Genomic DNA, 16,890 nt, shown 5'->3' with positions numbered 1-16,890 from the left:
TCCGTCCACACCTGTGGATTCCAGGTCCACTGCCTGGGGCTCCGTGGCCGTCGTGACATGGGCGACGTCGGGGACGAGGAAGACGAGCCCGTGGGCGCCGTTGACCGCCGGCGCGCTCAGTACGAGGACGGACGACGATGAGGACCGCGCCGCAGGAGACCATGTACGGCTCCTTGGTTCTCCCGCCCTTATAGGACGAAGCTGTACGGCGGGCGTATCTCTTCACCCCGTAATAGCCGTACGGGGGCTGAAGTCCAGCCAGGCGAACTCCAGCCCCCTACCCAGCCGTTGCAGCCCCGTCCACAGGTTGATGTTCACGCCCTCCGCCTTGTCCAGGTCCGCGTCGGAGACCGTGAAGCCGGCGATCGTGACGATCACTCCGTAGATCACGAAGAGGCCGCCGATGATGCGGCGGATGTCGAAGAGGCGGGCGGCGGTCGCGGACTTGCGCTCCAGTTCCTCGACCTCGTGCACCTGGTCTCCCGTGGCGGGCGGCGAAACCGATGCCCGGTGGGGACGGGTACGCCCAGCGACTCGCTTCGCTGCGTGCACAGATCAGAGCAGAAGCTACGCCTCCAGCTTCAAGAAATGAACAGCCGTTATGGGGTTCTTTGTTTGATTGTGATGTTGACTGGCGTGGGGACTTGTGGTTTGTTGTGTTCAGTTCTGTTTGATGGGTGTGCCCAGAGGAGCCCCACAGTGAAGAAGACCTCGACCCGGCTGGCCGACGGTCGTGAGCTCATCTACTACGACGCGCGTGACGACGCGGTCCGCGACGCGGTCGACCGCCGACCGCTCGACCCGACCGTCACCACGTCTCAGGTGCGCCGCGACCCACTGCTCGGCGACTCGGTCGCGATCGCCTCGCACCGTCAGGGCCGCACCTACCACCCGCCGGCGAACGAATGCCCCCTGTGCCCGTCCGAGGGTGACCGCCTCAGCGAGATACCGGACTCCTCGTACGACGTCGCCGTCTTCGAGAACCGCTTCCCCTCCCTCGCCGGCGACTCCGGCCGCTGCGAGGTCGTCTGCTTCACCTCCGACCACGACGCGTCCTTCGCGGATCTGACGGAGGAACAGGCGGGGCTGGTCCTGGAGGCCTGGACCGACCGCACCGCCGAGCTGTCCCATCTCCCCTCCGTGGAGCAGGTCTTCTGCTTCGAGAACCGCGGCGCCGAGATCGGCGTGACGCTCGGACATCCGCACGGCCAGATCTACGCGTACCCCTTCACCACCCCTCGTACGGCCCTGATGCTGCGCTCACTTGCCGCGCACAAGGAGGCGACCGGCGGGGAGAACCTCTTCGACGACGTGGTCGCCCGCGAACTGGCCGACGGCGACCGCATCGTGCTGGACGCCGAACACTGGGTGGCCTTCGTGCCGTACGCGGCGCACTGGCCGTACGAGGTGCACCTCTACCCGAAGCGGCGGGTGCCCGACCTGCTGGGGCTCGACGAGGACGCCCGCACAGAGTTCCCTCAGGTGTATCTGGAACTGTTGAGGCGCTTCGACCGGATTTTCGGCGAGGGTGAGCCTCCGACGCCGTACATCTCCGGCTGGCATCAGGCGCCGTTCGGCACGCTGGAGGAGTTCGAGGGTGTCAGCCGTGACGACTTCGCGCTGCACCTGGAGCTTTTCACCATTCGCCGCACTTCCGGCAAGCTGAAGTTCCTCGCGGGTTCCGAATCCGGCATGAGCGTGTTCATCAACGACGTGCCGCCGGAGACCGCGGCCCAGCGACTGCGAGAGGTAGCGAGTTCATGAGTGGGAAGTACCTGGTCACCGGCGGTGCGGGCTATGTCGGCAGCGTGGTCGCGCAGCATCTGCTGGAGGCGGGCCACGAGGTCGTCGTCCTCGACAACCTCTCGACCGGCTTCCGCGAGGGCGTGCCCACCGGGGCTTCCTTCATCGAGGGCGACATCCGGGATGCCGCCAAGTGGCTGGACTCTCCCCCTGGCTCCGCCGGGGGGACCCCCACCTTCGACGCCGTGCTGCACTTCGCCGCGTTCTCGCAGGTCGGCGAGTCGGTCGTGAAGCCGGAGAAGTACTGGGAGAACAACGTCGGCGGCACGATGGCCCTCCTTGAGGCGATGCGCTCGGCGGGCGTCCGCAAGCTCGTCTTCTCCTCCACCGCCGCCACGTACGGCGAGCCGGAGGAAACCCCGATCGTCGAGACCGCGCCGACGGCACCGACGAATCCGTACGGCGCCTCGAAGCTGGCCGTCGACCACATGATCACCGGCGAGGCGGCAGCGCACGGACTGGGCGCAGTGTCGCTGCGCTACTTCAACGTGGCGGGCGCGTACGGCAGCTGCGGCGAGCGCCACGACCCCGAGTCGCACCTCATCCCGCTCGTCCTCCAGGTCGCCCAGGGCAAGCGCGAGGCCATCTCCGTCTTCGGCGACGACTACCCGACGCCGGACGGCACCTGCATCCGCGACTACATCCACGTCGCGGACCTGGCGGAGGCCCACCTGCTGGCCGTCGAGTCGGCCACCCCGGGCGAGCACCTGATCTGCAACCTCGGCAACGGCAACGGCTTCTCGGTCCGCGAGGTCATCGAGACCGTCCGCCAGGTCACCGGGCACCCGATCCCCGAGGTGGCCGCCCCGCGCCGCGGCGGCGACCCCGCGGTGCTGGTGGCCTCCGCGCAGACGGCCCGCGAACGGCTCGGCTGGAACCCGTCCCGCGCGGACCTCGCGGGGATCGTGGCGGACGCGTGGGAGTTCGCACAGAACAGGAAGAGTGGTTCGTGAGCATCGCCGAGAAGTTCGAGGAGCTGTACGGGAGCGCCCCCGACGGTGTCTGGGCAGCGCCGGGGCGGGTCAACCTGATCGGTGAGCACACCGACTACAACGACGGCTTCGTCATGCCCTTCGCGCTGCCGCACACCACGGTCGCGGCGGTGTCGCGGCGCACGGACGGCGTGCTCCGGCTGCATTCCGCCGACGTCGAGGACGGCGTCGTGGAACTGCGCGTCGACGAACTCGCCCCGCGGTCCGACACGGGCTGGACGGCGTACCCGGCGGGCGTGGTGTGGGCACTGCGCGAGGCGGGCCACGCGGTGACCGGCGCGGACTTCCACCTGACCTCGACGGTCCCGACGGGCGCGGGCCTGTCCTCCTCGGCGGCCCTGGAGGTCGTCACGGCCCTGGCCCTCGACGAGCTCTACGGACTCGGCATCGAGCGCCCGCAGTTGGCCCGCCTGTGCCAGCGCGCCGAGAACCTGTACGTCGGCGCCCCCACCGGGATCATGGATCAGACGGCTTCGGCGTGCTGCGAGGACGGCCACGCGCTGTTCCTCGACACCCGTGACCTGGCCCAGCAGCAGATCCCCTTCGACCTCGCGGCCGAGGGCATGCGGCTGCTGGTCGTCGACACGCGCGTCAAGCACGCCCACAGCGACGGCGAGTACGGCAAGCGGCGGGCGGGCTGCGAGAAGGGCGCAGCCCTGCTCGGCGTGACCGCACTGCGGGATGTGGCGTACGGCGAACTGGACGCGGCCCTGGAGCGGTTGGGCGACGAGGAGGAGGTGCGCCGTCTGGTGCGCCACATCGTCACCGAGAACCACCGGGTGGAGCGGGTCGTGTCGCTGCTGAAGGCGGGCGACACGAGGGCGATCGGCCCGGTGCTGAACGAGGGCCACGCCTCGCTGCGCGACGACTTCCGCATCTCCTGCGCGGAGCTGGACCTGGTCGTCGACACTGCGTTGTCGGCCGGCGCCTTGGGTGCCCGCATGACAGGCGGCGGCTTCGGCGGCTCGGCGATCGTCCTCGTCGAGTCCACGGACGCGGAAACGGTCACCAAGGCGGTGGAGGAAGCGTTCGCGGCAGCCGGGTTCACGGCTCCGCGGGTCTTCACGGCGATCCCGTCGGCGGGCGCGCGGCGCCTCAGCTGAGCTGCTTCGTCAGCGTGTACTCCGTAACCCCCGGCGGATAGTCGGGGATCACGCACACCACGTCGTACCCCCGCTTCTTGTAGAACTCCGGCGCCTGGAAGTCCCACGTCTCCAGGCGCACGGCGCGGCAGCCACGCTCCGTCCGGGCCAGGCTCTCGGCCCGGGACAGCAGATGGGAGCCGAGGCCCGTGCCGCGGTGGGGGGTGTCGACCCAGAGGTACGTCACGTGCAGCCACGTCGCCCAGGTGTGGCCGACCAGGCCGCCCACGAGCTCGTCCCGCTCGTCCAGCGCCCACAGCTGGAGCGGAAGCTCGCGTTCGTCGGGGGTTCCGCGGAGAGCACGGAGCACGGGAGAAGCCGCCGTGTTGGCGTCCCGGAGCCGGGAACGCAGCACCTTGCTGAACTCTTTGTCGACTCCTGTCTCAATACGAAACATAAGCCTCACCATAAACGTGCTGGACAATCAGTTCTGCAAATCCTCTTCCGCTCCCGCCCCCCGGCCTTACCCTGATGAGCAGCACCGGTGGGGGCCGGTGTTGATCAGGGGGCGAGAGAAGTCGGGTACGACGCCCGGAGTGGGGGTAGCAGCTCCAGCACGGCGGCGGCCGTGTGGCTGCGGCTCCCCGTCCCGGGGTCCTCGGGGTCCCGGAACACTCCGGGCGCCGTACCTGCGTCGGTCGTCCCCCGACCAGTGGGGGTTTCAGTGGTTCGCATCCGTGTCCTGGTCGTCGACGACCACCGCATCTTCGCCGAGTCGCTCGCGGCAGCTCTTGCCGCCGAGCCCGATGTCGACGTCTCCGCAGCCGGCAGCGGTCCCGCCGCGCTGCGTTCCATGGAACGGGCGGTGGCGGAGGGCCGCAGATTCGATGTGCTGCTCGTCGACGCCGACCTGGGCGGCAATGTGCCGGGCGTCCGCCCGGCCGTATCCGTGCACGACAACAACGAAGAGGGCCTGGTCGACGGCATCTCCCTGGTCGCGGGCGTCCGTTCGGGCCACCCCGGCGTCCGTACCGTCGTCCTCGCCGAGAAGGACGACTCGCGCCGCGCGGCCCTCGCCTTGCAGGCCGGCGCCTCGGGCTGGGTCGCCAAGGACTGCTCGCTGTCGAGGCTTCTGACGGTCATACGAGGCGTACTGCGGGACGAGACGCATCTGCCGCCCGCCCTGCTCACGGCCGTGCTGCGCGAGCTGACCGCCGCCCGCAAGCACCGCACCGAGAGCGAGCAACTCGTCGAGTCCCTCACACCGCGCGAGCGCGAGGTACTGCGGTGCATGGTCGCGGGCCTGGGGCGCAAGGCCGTCGCCGAGCGCCTGTTCCTGTCCCCGCACACCGTCCGTACGCATATGCAGAACGTGCTGGGGAAGCTGGGCGTCCACTCCACCCTCGCCGCGGTCGCGCTGGCCAGGCGGGCTGGGGTGGGGCCGGTGGATCTGGGGCCTGCCGGCCGGATTCTGCCGGAGGAAAGCAGCAGCGCCTGATCGACACCGCTGACAACCGACGGCACAGCGCGGCACCACCCGCACGGCTCTCCCAGCGGAGCGCCTAGCCGGGGATGTTGTCGAACGGGGCGGTCAACTGGCGTAGCAGCCCGGCCAGTTCACCGCGCTGCGCACTGCTGAGCTCCGCCAGGATCGCCCGCTCCTGGTCGAGGAGACCGGCCAGCGCCTGGTCCGCGCGGTCCCGCCCCTCGTCGGTGAGCCGCACCAGCACGCCCCGGCGGTCGCTGGGGTCGGGAAGGCGTTCCACCAGGCCCTTCTTCGCCAGCCGGTCGATACGGTTCGTCATCGTGCCGGATGTCACCAGGGTCTGGGTCAGCAGCTGGCCGGGGGAGAGCTGGTACGGAGACCCGGCCCGCCTCAGTGCGGTCAGGACGTCGAACTCCCAGGGCTCCAGGCTGTGTTCGGAGAACGCCAGCCGGCGTGCGCGGTCCAGATGCCGGGCCAGCCTGCTCACCCGGCTGAGCACTTCCAGCGGCTCCACGTCGAGGTCCGGGCGCTCCCGGCGCCACGCTGCGACCAGCCGATCGACCTCGTCCTCCATAGCGATCAGTGTAGTGGTTGTGTCGATGTGAAGTCTCTTGACGTCAAGATAGTTTGGATGTGAGGCTGAGGGTGTCTTTCGGTCGCTCGGTCGCATCAAGGAGGCCTCCCGTCATGCCCGCAGCCGGTCGTTCTGCCGCCCCCGCCTGGGATCCGGGTCAGTACCTGCGTCACGCGGACCATCGCGCCCGCCCCTTCGCGGACCTCCTGGCCCGCGTCCCGGACCTGCCCACGGACCCGCCCCGCATCGCCGACCTCGGCTGCGGCCCCGGCAACATGACCCGCCTCCTCGCCGACCGCTGGCCCACCGCGCACATCACCGGCCTCGACAACTCACCCCAGATGCTCGCCCGCGCCGAATCCCTCGCCGGCCCCACGCCGGGCGGCGGCCACCTCGACTTCGCCGCCGCGGACGCCGGGACTTGGGCGCCGGCAGAGCTGTACGACCTGATCGTCAGCAACGCCACCCTGCAGTGGGTGCCGGATCACGTATCCCGCTTCCCGGTGTGGGTGGACGGCCTCGCCCCGGGCGGCACCTTCGCCTTCCAGGTGCCCGGCAACTTCGACGCCCCCAGCCACCGCCTGATGCGCGAACTCGCCCAGTCCGCACGCTGGAAGAACCGCCTGGCCGGAACGCTCCGCCACGAGGACGCGGTCCACGAGCCCGCCGGTTATCTCCAGGCACTCACCGAACTCGGCTGCGAGGCCGACGTCTGGGAGACGACGTACCTGCACCTCCTGAAGGGCGAGGACCCGGTCCTGGACTGGGTGAAGGGCACGGGGCTGCGCCCGGTCCTGACGGAGTTGGGCGAGGAGGCGGAGGCCTTCGTCGCCGAGTACCGCGACCTGCTCCGCGCGGCCTACCCGCCGGCGTCGTACGGCACGGTCTTCCCCTTCCGCCGCCTCTTCGTCGTGGCGCGGAAGGCGGACGCCTGATCCCGCCGCGCCTGATCCCGCCGCGCCGCAACGGCAGTCACCCACGTCCTGGGCCCGTCGATGTTGTGCAGAATATTGACCGCAAATACGAGCACGCCTACCTTCGCGGGTGTCCCGCCCCCACTCAAGGGAGACCGCGATGCCCCGGCCCCCAGCCGCATCCCCCCGCACCCGCGCTCGTACGTCATTGCCGCGCGCCACCGCTCTCGCAGTCGCCCTCCTGCTCGCCACCTCCGCCGCCCCCACGACCTCCGCGTATGCCGCCGAAGCACCACCCGAGCACATCGAGGGCACCCTCCCGTCCGGCGCCAACTACGTCATGGACAAGCCCGCCGACTGGAACGGCACCGTCCTGCTCTTCAGCCACGGCTACCGGCCCGCCGGTTCGCCCCTCGCCGCACAGAACGCCCCCGACGACGCGACGAAGGCGCTTCTCCTCAAGAAGGGCTACGCGCTCATCGGCTCCTCGTACGCCACCAACGGCTGGGCCGTGACGGACGCGGTGCCCGATCAGCTCGCCACCCTCGACGTGTTCACCGAGCGGTTGGGCGAGGCGCGGCGCACCATCGCCTGGGGGCAGTCGTACGGCGGGCTGGTCACCACCGCCATCGCCGAGCGGCACCCCGGGCGCATCGACGGCTCGCTCGCCATGTGCGGCCTTGTCCACGGCGGCGTCGCCAACTGGAACAACACCCTCGACCCCGTCTTCGCCCTCAAGACCCTGCTGGCGCCCGGCTCCTCCGTCCAGCTGACCGGTTTCGCCGACCAGGCCTCGGCTGCCGCCGCCGCCAAGACGATGGGCGCGACCGTCACCGATGCCCAGGCCACACCCGAGGGCCGTGCCCGCATCGCCCTCGCCGCCGCACTCCACAACATCCCCGGCTGGAACGACCCCTCGCAGCCCGAACCCGCCCCGGACGACTGGAACACCCAGCAGGCCAACCAGTACCAGGCCCTCCAGGGGATGCTGAGCCTGCCCGCGTTCAGCTGGCGCCAGGAGGCCGAGAGCCGGGCCGGCGGCAACATGTCCTGGAACACCGGCGTCGACTACACGAAGATGCTCCGCCGGTCGTCGGTGTACAAGGAGGTCACCGAGCTCTACAAGGACGCGGGGCTGTCCCTGAAGAAGGACCTGGGCGCCCTGAACCGGGCCCCGCGGATCAGCGCCGACCCGGCCGCCGTCGACTGGATGAGCCGGACCAGCGCGTTCACCGGCCGGCTGCACAAACCGCAGCTCACCATCCACACCACCGGCGACGCCCTCGTCCCCGTACAGGTCCAGAGCGCCTACCGCAGGGCCGCCACCGCCGGGGGCTCGTCGGCGCTGCTGCGTCAGGCGTACGTCGACAACCCCGGCCACTGCACCTTCAGCCCGGCCGAGCAGACGGCCGCCCTGCACACCCTGGAGAAGCGGCTCGGCAAGGGGCGCTGGCAAGGCACGGATCCCGCGTCACTCAACGCCACGGCCGCCGTGGCCGATCCCACGACCCCGGCCCGCTACCTCCCGTACCGGCCGGCGCCGTATCCCCGCCCGTACGACCTGGCCCATCCCGGCGACGATCGGTGACAGACGCGTACGGCCGCCCGTGCTTTCGCCGGCGCGGGCGGCCGTACGCTTACCGCTGTGGAGGACGGCGACCCGGACATGACGGCCACGACGGACACGGCGGACACCGTTGAGGCCCCGCAGTTGCGCCCTCAGTCGCTGGTGCTCGCCTTCTTCGGCAACCATGTCCTGGACGAAGGCGACCTGTGCGTCTACTCCGGCAGCATCATCGATGTGCTCGCCCGGGTCGGGACGGGAGAGCAGGCCGTACGCTCCACGCTGACCCGGATGGTCAACCGGGGTCTGCTGCGGCGCCAGCGCGAGGGCCGCAAGATGTTCTTCGGGCTGACCCCGCAGGCGGCCCGCATCCTCGAGGACGGCGGACAGCGCATCTGGCGCGACGGCGCGGTCAACGAGGACTGGGACGGCACCTGGACCCTCCTCGGCTTCTCCCTCCCGGAATCCTGGCAGCGCCAGCGCCACGACCTGCGCTCCCGGCTGACCTGGTCCGGCTTCGGCGCCCTCTACAGCGGGCTGTGGATCGCCCCCGGCCACGCCGACGTCCGCGACGCCGTCTCCGAACTCGGCCTCGACGCCCACGTCAAGGTCTTCCACGCCCGCGCCGACGCGTTCACCGACGTCGGCCTGATGATCCGCGAGAGCTGGGACCTGGGGAGCATCGCGGCGCGGTACGTCGCCTTCGACAAGCGGTGGGCCGCCGTGCCGCCGCCGGCCGACCCCGTCGCCACGCGGCTGCGGCTGGTCGCCGAATGGCTGCGGATCATACGTACGGATCCTCGGCTGCCTGTGCAGCATCTCCCTCCGGAGTGGCCGGCCCGGCAGGCACAGGAAACATTCCGTCGAATAGCCGAGGAGACGGCGGGGTCCGCTGCGCGGATGGCCGCGGAGCTTTTGGAGACGGTTCCGCTGCGTTCGGCTTGAGCGGATGGCTTGTTTCTAGCGCAACCTTTTCTCCCCTCTCCGCTAATCCCCGCTAATCAGATGGAACCGTTCCGCTTTCTGGCCGACCCGCCGAACGTATGCCATGCGTCACCTGTTACTTCACTGTAAATTCAGTTGGCGTTTGCTATGGTTCGAAGCCGCAGGGGGGTCTGTGACCAGGCGTGATGATTCTTGCCTTCCTTTCGTGCTGTCTTTTTCTGGTGGCTTCAGCCTGCCCTGTTGTTGTTTCCGCGGAGCGGCTCCGCTTTCTGAAAGGAATTCCTCGGTGGTACCCAGATTCCGGATTGTTCGAGTGAAGCCGAGAACGCCGTGAAGATCTCTTTCCTGATCAACAACGCGTATGGAATCGGCGGAACCATCCGCTCCACGGCGAATCTCTCGGCCGCGTTCGCCGACCGGCACGACGTCGAGGTCGTCAGCATCCACTGCTTCCGGGACGCACCGTCGCTCCCCTTCGATCCGCGCGTCCGCGTGACCTCGCTGATCGAGATGCGCGAGGGCAACCCCGGCTACGAGGGCGATCACCCGCTCACCAAGCTGCCAGGCACGATGTTCCACTACACCGGCGCCACCGGAAAGTTGCCCTACACCGCCCTCCAGGACGAACGCATCGGCGGCTTCCTCGCCCGTACCGACGCCGATGTCGTCATCGCCACCCGCCCGGACCTCAACGGCTACCTCGCCCGCGACGGCCGCCGTCGCTACCTCCGCGTCGGCCAGGAGCACCTCAGCCTCGACCAGTACGGGGAACCGCTGCGCACCAACCAGAACAACGCCGTAGTCGGCCTCGACGCCTACATCACCGTCTCCGAGGCCGACGCCGCCCAGTACCGCGCCGCCCTGCCCGATGTCACCACGACCATTGTGTGCGTCCCCAACGGCGTACAGGCCTCGGCCGTCGAAGGGTCCTCACTCGACTCCCGGGTCATCGTCGCGGCCGGCCGGCTCATCCCCATCAAGCGGTACGACCGGCTGATTTCGGCCTTCGCCAAAGTCGCCGCGGAACATCCCGGCTGGACGCTGCGGCTCTACGGACGCGGCCCGGAGAAGGCGCGGCTGCGGGAGCAGATCGAGCGGCTCGGGCTGTCCGACCGCGCGTTCCTCATGGGCGCCGTCTCCCCGATCGAGACCGAGTGGGCCAAGGGCGCCATCGCCGCCGTCTCCTCCGACATGGAGTCCTTCGGCATGACGATCGTCGAGGCCATGCACTGCGGCGTCCCGGTCGTCGCGACCGACTGCCCGCACGGGCCCGGCGAGATCATCACCGACGGCCAGGACGGACTGCTCGTACCGCTCGCGGGCGACGTCGACGCCTTCGCCGACGGACTGAAGCGCCTCGTCGCGGACTCCGCGCTGCGCCAGAAAATGGCCGCCGGGGCCCGGGAGAAGGCCGCGACCTACGCCCCTTCCGCCATCGCCCGCCGCTACGAAGCGCTCTTCGATGAACTGTCCGGCAAGCGCCGCCGCACCCTGGCCGGCGGAAGCACGGCCCTGGTCCGACGCCTGAGCCGCACTGTCCGGCCCCGCCCGGCCGCGCCCACCGCCCTCCCGGAGAAGAGCACTCCGCCGACCGCCGCGCACGCCCGCGCGACCGCGGAAGGCGGCCTGACCGTCCTGCTGAAGGTGGCCGAACTGCCCGCCGGGCCACTGGACTTCGTCCTCCGGCTGCGCCGCGACCCGGCCAAGCGGGAGGTCCGCCTCCCCGTGCTCCCGGACCCGGATGCCCCGGACACCGGCGCCCGCGTCACCCTGCACCGAGCCGAGCACAGCCTCGCCGGAGGCCGCTGGGACTGCTACGTCGCCCCGCGCGGCACCGGCTCCCGTACGCGCCTCACCGCCCGGCTCGTCGAGCAGGCGCGGCTCCTCCGAAGATCCCTCACCGTTCGCGAGCCCGACGGCGTGAGCGCGTGGATCCCGTACACCACCGCCGACGGCTTCCTCGCCCTGCGCACCTGGCTGCGGCCCGCCCATGCCGAGGTCGAGCGGATCGAGGCCGGCGAGCGCTCGGTGTCCGTCACCGTTGTGGTGCACGGCCTCGCGAGTGGGGCTGGAGTCAGGGCGCAGGCGGTGTCCCGGACGGAGCGGGTGTACGACTTCTCCGTGCCCGCCCGCCCCGCAGGCACCGGCAGCTTCCGCTTCACCGTCCCGTACGAGGAGGTCATGGCCCGGCGCACCGGGGAACAGGACTGCTGGGATCTGCGGCTGTCCACCGCCGACGGCACCATCCCGGTCGGCCGGATCAGCGGAGACATCGTGGAGCGCAAGAAGACGGATGTCCTACCGGCGGCGGTCCTCGACCACCCTCAGCGAGGCGGCACCCGGATCAGGCCGTACTTCTGCGCCACCAACGACCTGGCACTGAGCGCCCGCGACATCGAGGACGACTGAGCCAGGGCTGAGGGGGCCGACTGAACGCCCGGCCTCCTCAGCCCTCCCCTTCAGCTTTTGCGGTGGCCGATCAGGCGCGGCTTGGCCTCCAGCCCGTCCAGGCCGTGCCAGGCCAGGTTCACCAGGTGGGCCGCCACCTCGGCTTTCTTCGGGCGGCGTACGTCCAGCCACCACTGGCCGGTCAGGGCGACCATGCCGACCAGGGCCTGGGCGTACACCGGCGCGAGCTTCGGGTCGAAGCCGCGGCTCTTGAACTCGCGGCCCAGGATGTCCTCGACCTGTGTCGCGATGTCGGAGATCAGCGAGGCGAAGGAACCCGTGGACTGGGGGATGGGGGAGTCGCGGACGAGGATGCGGAACCCGTCCGTGTACTCCTCGATGTAGTCGAGCAGCGCGAACGCCGCCTGCTCGCACAGTTCGCGCGGGTGGCCGGCCGTGAGTGAGCTGGTCACCATGTCCAGCAGGCGCCGCATCTCACGGTCCACCACCACCGCGTACAGGCCCTCCTTGCCGCCGAAGTGCTCGTACACCACCGGCTTGGAGACCCCGGCCTTCGCCGCTATCTCCTCCACCGACGTGCCCTCGAAGCCCTTGGCGGCGAAGAGCGTGCGGCCGATCTCCAGGAGCTGCTGGCGCCGCTCGGCCCCCGTCATCCGGGTCCGGCGCGCACGCCGCGGCTTTTCGTTGCTGGATGTGCTGGAGTCGGCCACGCCGTCAATCATGCCGCCTCGGCGGCCTCCGTCTTCTGCCGGGAGCCCTTCCCGTCCGGGTTCCGGCGGGAATCGATACGCGAGCGTGACGGCCAGCGCACGTCGTACGCCCAGCCGAGCATCTCGAACCAGCGGATGATCCGCGCCGAGGAGTCCACCTGACCGCGCTCCACACCGTGCCGGGCCGACGTCGGATCGGCGTGGTGCAGGTTGTGCCAGGACTCGCCGCAGGACAGTACGGCCAGCCACCACACGTTGCCCGAGCGGTCACGCGACTTGAAGGGCCGCTTGCCCACCGCGTGACAGATCGAGTTGATGGACCAGGTCACATGATGCAGCAGCGCCACCCGCACGAGTGAGCCCCAGAAGAACGCCGTGAACGCTCCCCACCAGGACATCGTCACCAGACCGCCGATCAGCGCCGGAAGCGCCAGCGAGAGCAGGGCCCACAGAATGAACTGGCGGGAGATCGCACGGATCGCCCCGTCCTTGATCAGATCCGGCGCGTACTTCTCCTGCGGCGTCTGCTCCTCGTCGAACATCCAGCCGATGTGCGCCCACCACAGGCCCTTCATCAGAGCCGGGACGGTCTCGCCGAAGCGCCACGGCGAGTGCGGGTCACCCTCGGCGTCGGAGAACTTGTGGTGCTTGCGGTGGTCGGCGACCCAGCGGACCAGCGGGCCCTCCACCGCCATCGACCCCATGATCGCGAGCGCGATCCGCAGCGGGCGCTTGGCCTTGAAGGAGCCGTGCGTGAAGTAGCGGTGGAAACCGATGGTGATGCCGTGGCAGCCGAGGTAGTAGAAGAACACCAGCAGACCGAGGTCCAGCCAGCTCACCCCCCAGCCCCAAGCCAGCGGTACGGCCGCGAGCAGCGCGAGGAACGGGACGGTGATGAAGAGAAGAAGCGTGATCTGCTCGATCGAGCGCTTCTGCTCGCCGCCCAGAGTGGCGGAGGGGAGCGAGGTGTCGTTGTGCGCCTTCGGGGCGTCGTCGATCACATCGGAGCTGGTGGTCATGGGGCGTCCCCTGTGGGGTTTCGTGGATTGAGACGATGCCGGATGTACGGGCATACGGGTTCGTATGTCATGCCTACGGTTCCGTAACCTACGGCGTCGTAAGTATGGCAGCGCACAGCCCGGCGGCAAGAGGCCGAGAGTCTGCGCGTCCGCATCGAGACCTATCCTTGGAATCGGTCGGACAGCGCGGTCCGCTCTGTTTCTAAAGTTCCCGGATGCCCTCCTGCTATGCGGCCACCGCTGCCGCAGGAACGACGGCTTCCCGGGGTTCCCACTCAGCCGAGCCTCAGATGCTTCACCACTGCAAGGAGCCGCACCTGTGAGCAGTGCCGACGACCAGACCACCACGACCAGCAGTGAGCTGCGCGCCGACATCCGCCGCCTGGGCGACCTGCTGGGCGAGACCCTCGTCCGCCAGGAGGGCCCCGAGCTCCTCGAACTGGTCGAAAGGGTGCGCCGCCTCACCCGCGAGAACGGCGAGGCCGCCGCCGAACTGCTGCGCGGCACGGAACTGGAGACCGCCGCCAAGCTGGTCCGCGCCTTCTCCACGTACTTCCATCTCGCGAACGTCACCGAACAGGTCCACCGTGGCCGCGAACTGCGCGCCAAGCGGGCCGCCGAGGGCGGACTCCTCGCCCGTACCGCGGACCGGCTCAAGGACGCCGACCCCGAGCACCTGCGCGCGACCGTACGACACCTGAATGTTCGCCCGGTCTTCACCGCCCACCCGACGGAGGCAGCTCGCCGCTCGGTCCTGAACAAGCTGCGCAGGATCGCCGCGCTCCTTGAGACCCCCGTCATCGAGGCGGACCGGCGCCGCTACGACACCAGGCTGGCTGAGAACATCGACCTCGTCTGGCAGACGGACGAGCTGCGGGTCGTACGTCCCGAGCCCGCGGACGAGGCCCGCAACGCGATCTACTACCTGGACGAACTGCACGCCGGAGCCGTCGGAGACGTACTCGAAGACCTCACCGCCGAGCTGGAACGCGTCGGCGTCGTCCTCCCCGACGACACCCGCCCGCTGACCTTCGGCACCTGGATCGGCGGCGACCGCGACGGCAACCCGAACGTCACCCCTCAGGTGACCTGGGACGTACTGATCCTCCAGCACGAGCACGGCATCAACGACGCCCTGGAGATCATCGACGAACTCCGCGGCTTCCTCTCCAACTCCATCCGCTACTCGGGCGCCACCCAGGAACTGCTGGACTCCCTCCAGGCCGACCTGGAGAACCTCCCCGAGATCAGCCCCCGCTACAAGCGCCTCAACGCCGAAGAGCCCTATCGCCTCAAGGCCACCTGCATCCGGCAGAAGCTCGAGAACACCAAGCAGCGACTCGCCAAGGGCATCCCGCACGAGGAAGGCCGCGACTACCTTGGTACCTCCGCCCTCCTGCGGGACCTCACCCTGATCCAGACGTCCCTGCGCGAACACCGCGGCGCCCTCTTCGCCGACGGCCGCATGAACCGTACGATCCGCACGCTCGCCGCCTTCGGCCTCCAGCTCGCCACCATGGACGTACGCGAACACGCCGACGCCCACCACTACGCGCTCGGCCAGCTCTTCGACCGGCTCGGCGAGGAGTCCTGGCGCTACGAGGACATGCCGCGCGAGTACCGGCACAAGCTGCTCGCCAAGGAACTGCGCTCCCGCCGGCCCCTCGCACCGACCCCGGCCCCCCTGGACGCGGCCGGACAGAAGACCCTCGGGGTGTTCGACACGGTCAAGCGGGCGCTGGACGTCTTCGGACCCGAGGTCGTCGAGTCGTACATCATCTCCATGTGCCAGGGCGCCGACGACGTGTTCGCCGCCGCCGTCCTCGCCCGCGAGGCCGGGCTGATGGACCTGCACGCCGGCTGGGCGAAGATCGGCATCGTGCCGCTCCTCGAGACGACGGACGAGCTGCGCGCGGCGGACACCATCCTGGAGGGCATGCTCGCCGACCCCTCGTACCGCCGTCTCGTGGCACTGCGCGGCGACGTCCAGGAGGTCATGCTCGGATACTCCGACTCCTCCAAGTTCGGCGGCATCACCACCTCCCAGTGGGAGATCCACCGCGCCCAGCGACGCCTGCGCGACGTCGCCCACCGCTACGGCGTACGGCTGCGGTTGTTCCACGGCCGCGGCGGCACCGTCGGCCGAGGCGGCGGCCCCACCCACGACGCGATCCTCGCCCAGCCCTGGGGCACCCTCGAAGGCGAGATCAAGGTCACCGAGCAGGGCGAGGTCATCTCCGACAAGTACCTGATCCCCGCGCTCGCCCGCGAAAACCTGGAACTCTCCGTCGCCGCCACCCTCCAGGCCTCCGCCCTCCACACCGCCCCGCGCCAGCCCGGCGACGCGCTCGCCCGCTGGGACGCCGCGATGGACGTCGTCTCGGACGCCGCCCACGCCGCGTACCGCCGCCTGGTCGAGGACCCGGACCTGCCCGCGTACTTCTTCGCCTCCACGCCGGTTGACCAGCTCGCCGAACTCCATCTCGGCTCCCGGCCCTCGCGGCGGCCGGATTCCGGCGCGGGCCTCGACGGGCTGCGCGCCATTCCCTGGGTGTTCGGCTGGACCCAGTCCCGGCAGATCGTGCCGGGTTGGTTCGGCGTCGGCTCCGGCCTGAAGGCCCTGCGCGAGGCCGGCCTCGACTCGGTCCTGGAGGAAATGCACGAACAGTGGCACTTCTTCCGCAACTTCGTCTCCAACGTAGAGATGACCCTCGCCAAGACGGACCTGCGGATCGCCGGCCACTACGTGGACACGCTCGTCCCCGACGACCTGAAGCACGTCTTCGACACGATCAAGACGGAGCACGAACTGACCGTCCGCGAGGTCCTCCGGATTACCGGCGAACCGGAACTCCTGGACGCCCAGCCGGTCCTGAAGCAGACCTTCACGATCCGAGACGCCTACCTGGACCCGATCTCATACCTCCAGGTCGCCCTGCTCAAGCGCCAACGCGACGCCGCCGCCTCCGGCGCGGACCCGGATCCGCTCCTGTCGCGGGCGCTGCTGCTGACGGTGAACGGGGTGGCGGCCGGGTTGCGCAACACGGGGTGACAGCTTGGAGGGGCGGCGGCAGGCAGGTTCTCGCCCTCGCCGCCCCTAACCATTCCCGTCCCCTGGGCTTCGCCCAGAGCCCACCAGGGGCTCCGCCCCTGGACCCAGCTGGGGCGCAGCCCCAGACCCCCATCGGCCTGGCGGCCTCGTCCTCAAACTCCCCCAGCTACCGCTGGGAGGTGCCCCCAGACGGGCTGATTGATGCGGGCCTGCGCTGCAAAGTTCGGCCGCGAAAATTCAGCCCGTCCGGCGGAAATCAGCCTGTCCGGCGGAATTTCAGCCCGCCGGGCGTTTGAGGCCGGGGGGTCGGGGGGCTGGCCCCCGAATCGGGGTCCGGGGC

At 69.8% G+C, this 16,890-nt stretch carries 14 protein-coding genes; 9 read left to right on the top strand and 5 right to left on the bottom strand.

What is annotated here, in order from left to right:
• Positions 1-222 precede the first annotated feature (222 nt).
• On the bottom strand, positions 223-474 hold the full coding sequence (locus G6048_RS38720; RefSeq protein WP_206342667.1) for a hypothetical protein: 252 nt from the start codon (positions 472-474) through the stop codon (positions 223-225).
• A 225-nt stretch (positions 475-699) separates the two neighbouring features.
• Here G6048_RS38720 and galT point away from each other — a divergent pair, with 225 nt between their 5' ends.
• From galT to galK, 3 genes are read left to right on the top strand one after another with little or no spacing between them, the layout of a single operon-like run.
• On the top strand, positions 700-1,764 hold the full coding sequence (gene galT / locus G6048_RS38715; RefSeq protein ID WP_165344282.1) for a galactose-1-phosphate uridylyltransferase: 1,065 nt from the start codon (positions 700-702) through the stop codon (positions 1,762-1,764).
• The gene (gene galE / locus G6048_RS38710) at positions 1,761-2,756 is read left to right on the top strand and encodes a UDP-glucose 4-epimerase GalE (RefSeq protein WP_165344281.1); all 996 of its coding nucleotides are present in this window, start codon (positions 1,761-1,763) and stop codon (positions 2,754-2,756) included. Before galT ends, galE begins: the two co-directional genes overlap by 4 nt.
• A complete protein-coding gene (galK, locus tag G6048_RS38705) occupies positions 2,753-3,898 on the top strand; it encodes a galactokinase (RefSeq protein WP_165344280.1) in 1,146 nt (381 codons plus the stop codon). The genes galE and galK overlap by 4 nt, the downstream gene beginning before the upstream one ends.
• Here the strand turns inward: galK and G6048_RS38700 are convergent.
• Positions 3,891-4,334, bottom strand: a complete 444-nt coding sequence (locus G6048_RS38700; RefSeq protein WP_165344279.1) for a GNAT family N-acetyltransferase — start codon at positions 4,332-4,334, stop codon at positions 3,891-3,893. The genes galK and G6048_RS38700 overlap by 8 nt on opposite strands.
• Positions 4,335-4,601: 267 nt before the next feature.
• Between G6048_RS38700 and G6048_RS38695 the strand changes: the two genes are divergently transcribed.
• Positions 4,602-5,375, top strand: coding sequence for a LuxR C-terminal-related transcriptional regulator (locus G6048_RS38695; protein ID WP_165344278.1), 774 nt, complete (start codon positions 4,602-4,604; stop codon positions 5,373-5,375).
• A 64-nt stretch (positions 5,376-5,439) separates the two neighbouring features.
• Here G6048_RS38695 and tamR read toward each other — a convergent pair whose 3' ends face one another.
• Complete coding sequence (gene tamR / locus G6048_RS38690; protein WP_165344277.1) at positions 5,440-5,937, bottom strand: MarR family transcriptional regulator TamR; 498 nt, start codon at positions 5,935-5,937, stop codon at positions 5,440-5,442.
• A gap of 113 nt (positions 5,938-6,050) precedes the next feature.
• On the opposite strand from tamR, the gene G6048_RS38685 reads away from it, so the two are divergent.
• The 4 genes from G6048_RS38685 (at position 6,051) to G6048_RS38670 (ending at position 11,769) form a co-directional block, all read left to right on the top strand.
• Positions 6,051-6,872 (top strand): trans-aconitate 2-methyltransferase, encoded by an 822-nt coding sequence (locus G6048_RS38685; protein ID WP_165344276.1) that lies wholly within the window; start codon positions 6,051-6,053, stop codon positions 6,870-6,872.
• A gap of 139 nt (positions 6,873-7,011) precedes the next feature.
• Positions 7,012-8,439 carry an alpha/beta hydrolase family protein gene (locus G6048_RS38680; protein WP_165344275.1) on the top strand — a complete coding sequence of 476 codons (1,428 nt, stop codon included), beginning with the start codon at positions 7,012-7,014 and terminating at the stop codon, positions 8,437-8,439.
• Between the two features lie 78 nt (positions 8,440-8,517).
• The gene (locus tag G6048_RS38675) at positions 8,518-9,360 is read left to right on the top strand and encodes a PaaX family transcriptional regulator (RefSeq protein WP_165344283.1); all 843 of its coding nucleotides are present in this window, start codon (positions 8,518-8,520) and stop codon (positions 9,358-9,360) included.
• A gap of 330 nt (positions 9,361-9,690) precedes the next feature.
• Positions 9,691-11,769, top strand: coding sequence for a glycosyltransferase family 4 protein (locus G6048_RS38670; RefSeq protein WP_165344274.1), 2,079 nt, complete (start codon positions 9,691-9,693; stop codon positions 11,767-11,769).
• 50 nt (positions 11,770-11,819) lie between these two features.
• Here the strand turns inward: G6048_RS38670 and G6048_RS38665 are convergent, their stop codons facing one another.
• Positions 11,820-12,491, bottom strand: a complete 672-nt coding sequence (locus tag G6048_RS38665) for a TetR/AcrR family transcriptional regulator (RefSeq protein ID WP_165344273.1) — start codon at positions 12,489-12,491, stop codon at positions 11,820-11,822.
• Positions 12,488-13,498: an acyl-CoA desaturase gene (locus G6048_RS38660; RefSeq protein WP_165344272.1), complete on the bottom strand. Its 1,011-nt coding sequence runs from the start codon at positions 13,496-13,498 to the stop codon at positions 12,488-12,490. Before G6048_RS38660 ends, G6048_RS38665 begins: the two co-directional genes overlap by 4 nt.
• A gap of 319 nt (positions 13,499-13,817) precedes the next feature.
• Between G6048_RS38660 and ppc the strand changes: the two genes are divergently transcribed.
• On the top strand, positions 13,818-16,550 hold the full coding sequence (gene ppc / locus G6048_RS38655) for a phosphoenolpyruvate carboxylase (protein WP_165344271.1): 2,733 nt from the start codon (positions 13,818-13,820) through the stop codon (positions 16,548-16,550).
• Positions 16,551-16,890 lie beyond the last annotated feature (340 nt).

The sequence above is a fragment of the Streptomyces ureilyticus genome (assembly GCF_011045025.1).
GTDB lineage: Bacteria > Actinomycetota > Actinomycetes > Streptomycetales > Streptomycetaceae > Streptomyces > Streptomyces ureilyticus.
This window is presented reverse-complemented; position numbering and strand designations above follow the sequence as displayed.

Coding starts and splice junctions, on each gene's coding strand:
- tamR (WP_165344277.1), bottom strand. CDS start 5,937: ATGGAGGACGAGGTCGATCGGCTGGTCGCAGCGTGGCGCCGGGAGCGC.
- G6048_RS38665 (WP_165344273.1), bottom strand. CDS start 12,491: ATGATTGACGGCGTGGCCGACTCCAGCACATCCAGCAACGAAAAGCCG.
- G6048_RS38700 (WP_165344279.1), bottom strand. CDS start 4,334: ATGTTTCGTATTGAGACAGGAGTCGACAAAGAGTTCAGCAAGGTGCTG.
- G6048_RS38660 (WP_165344272.1), bottom strand. CDS start 13,498: ATGACCACCAGCTCCGATGTGATCGACGACGCCCCGAAGGCGCACAAC.
- G6048_RS38680 (WP_165344275.1), top strand. CDS start 7,012: ATGCCCCGGCCCCCAGCCGCATCCCCCCGCACCCGCGCTCGTACGTCA.
- G6048_RS38685 (WP_165344276.1), top strand. CDS start 6,051: ATGCCCGCAGCCGGTCGTTCTGCCGCCCCCGCCTGGGATCCGGGTCAG.
- galE (WP_165344281.1), top strand. CDS start 1,761: ATGAGTGGGAAGTACCTGGTCACCGGCGGTGCGGGCTATGTCGGCAGC.
- G6048_RS38675 (WP_165344283.1), top strand. CDS start 8,518: ATGACGGCCACGACGGACACGGCGGACACCGTTGAGGCCCCGCAGTTG.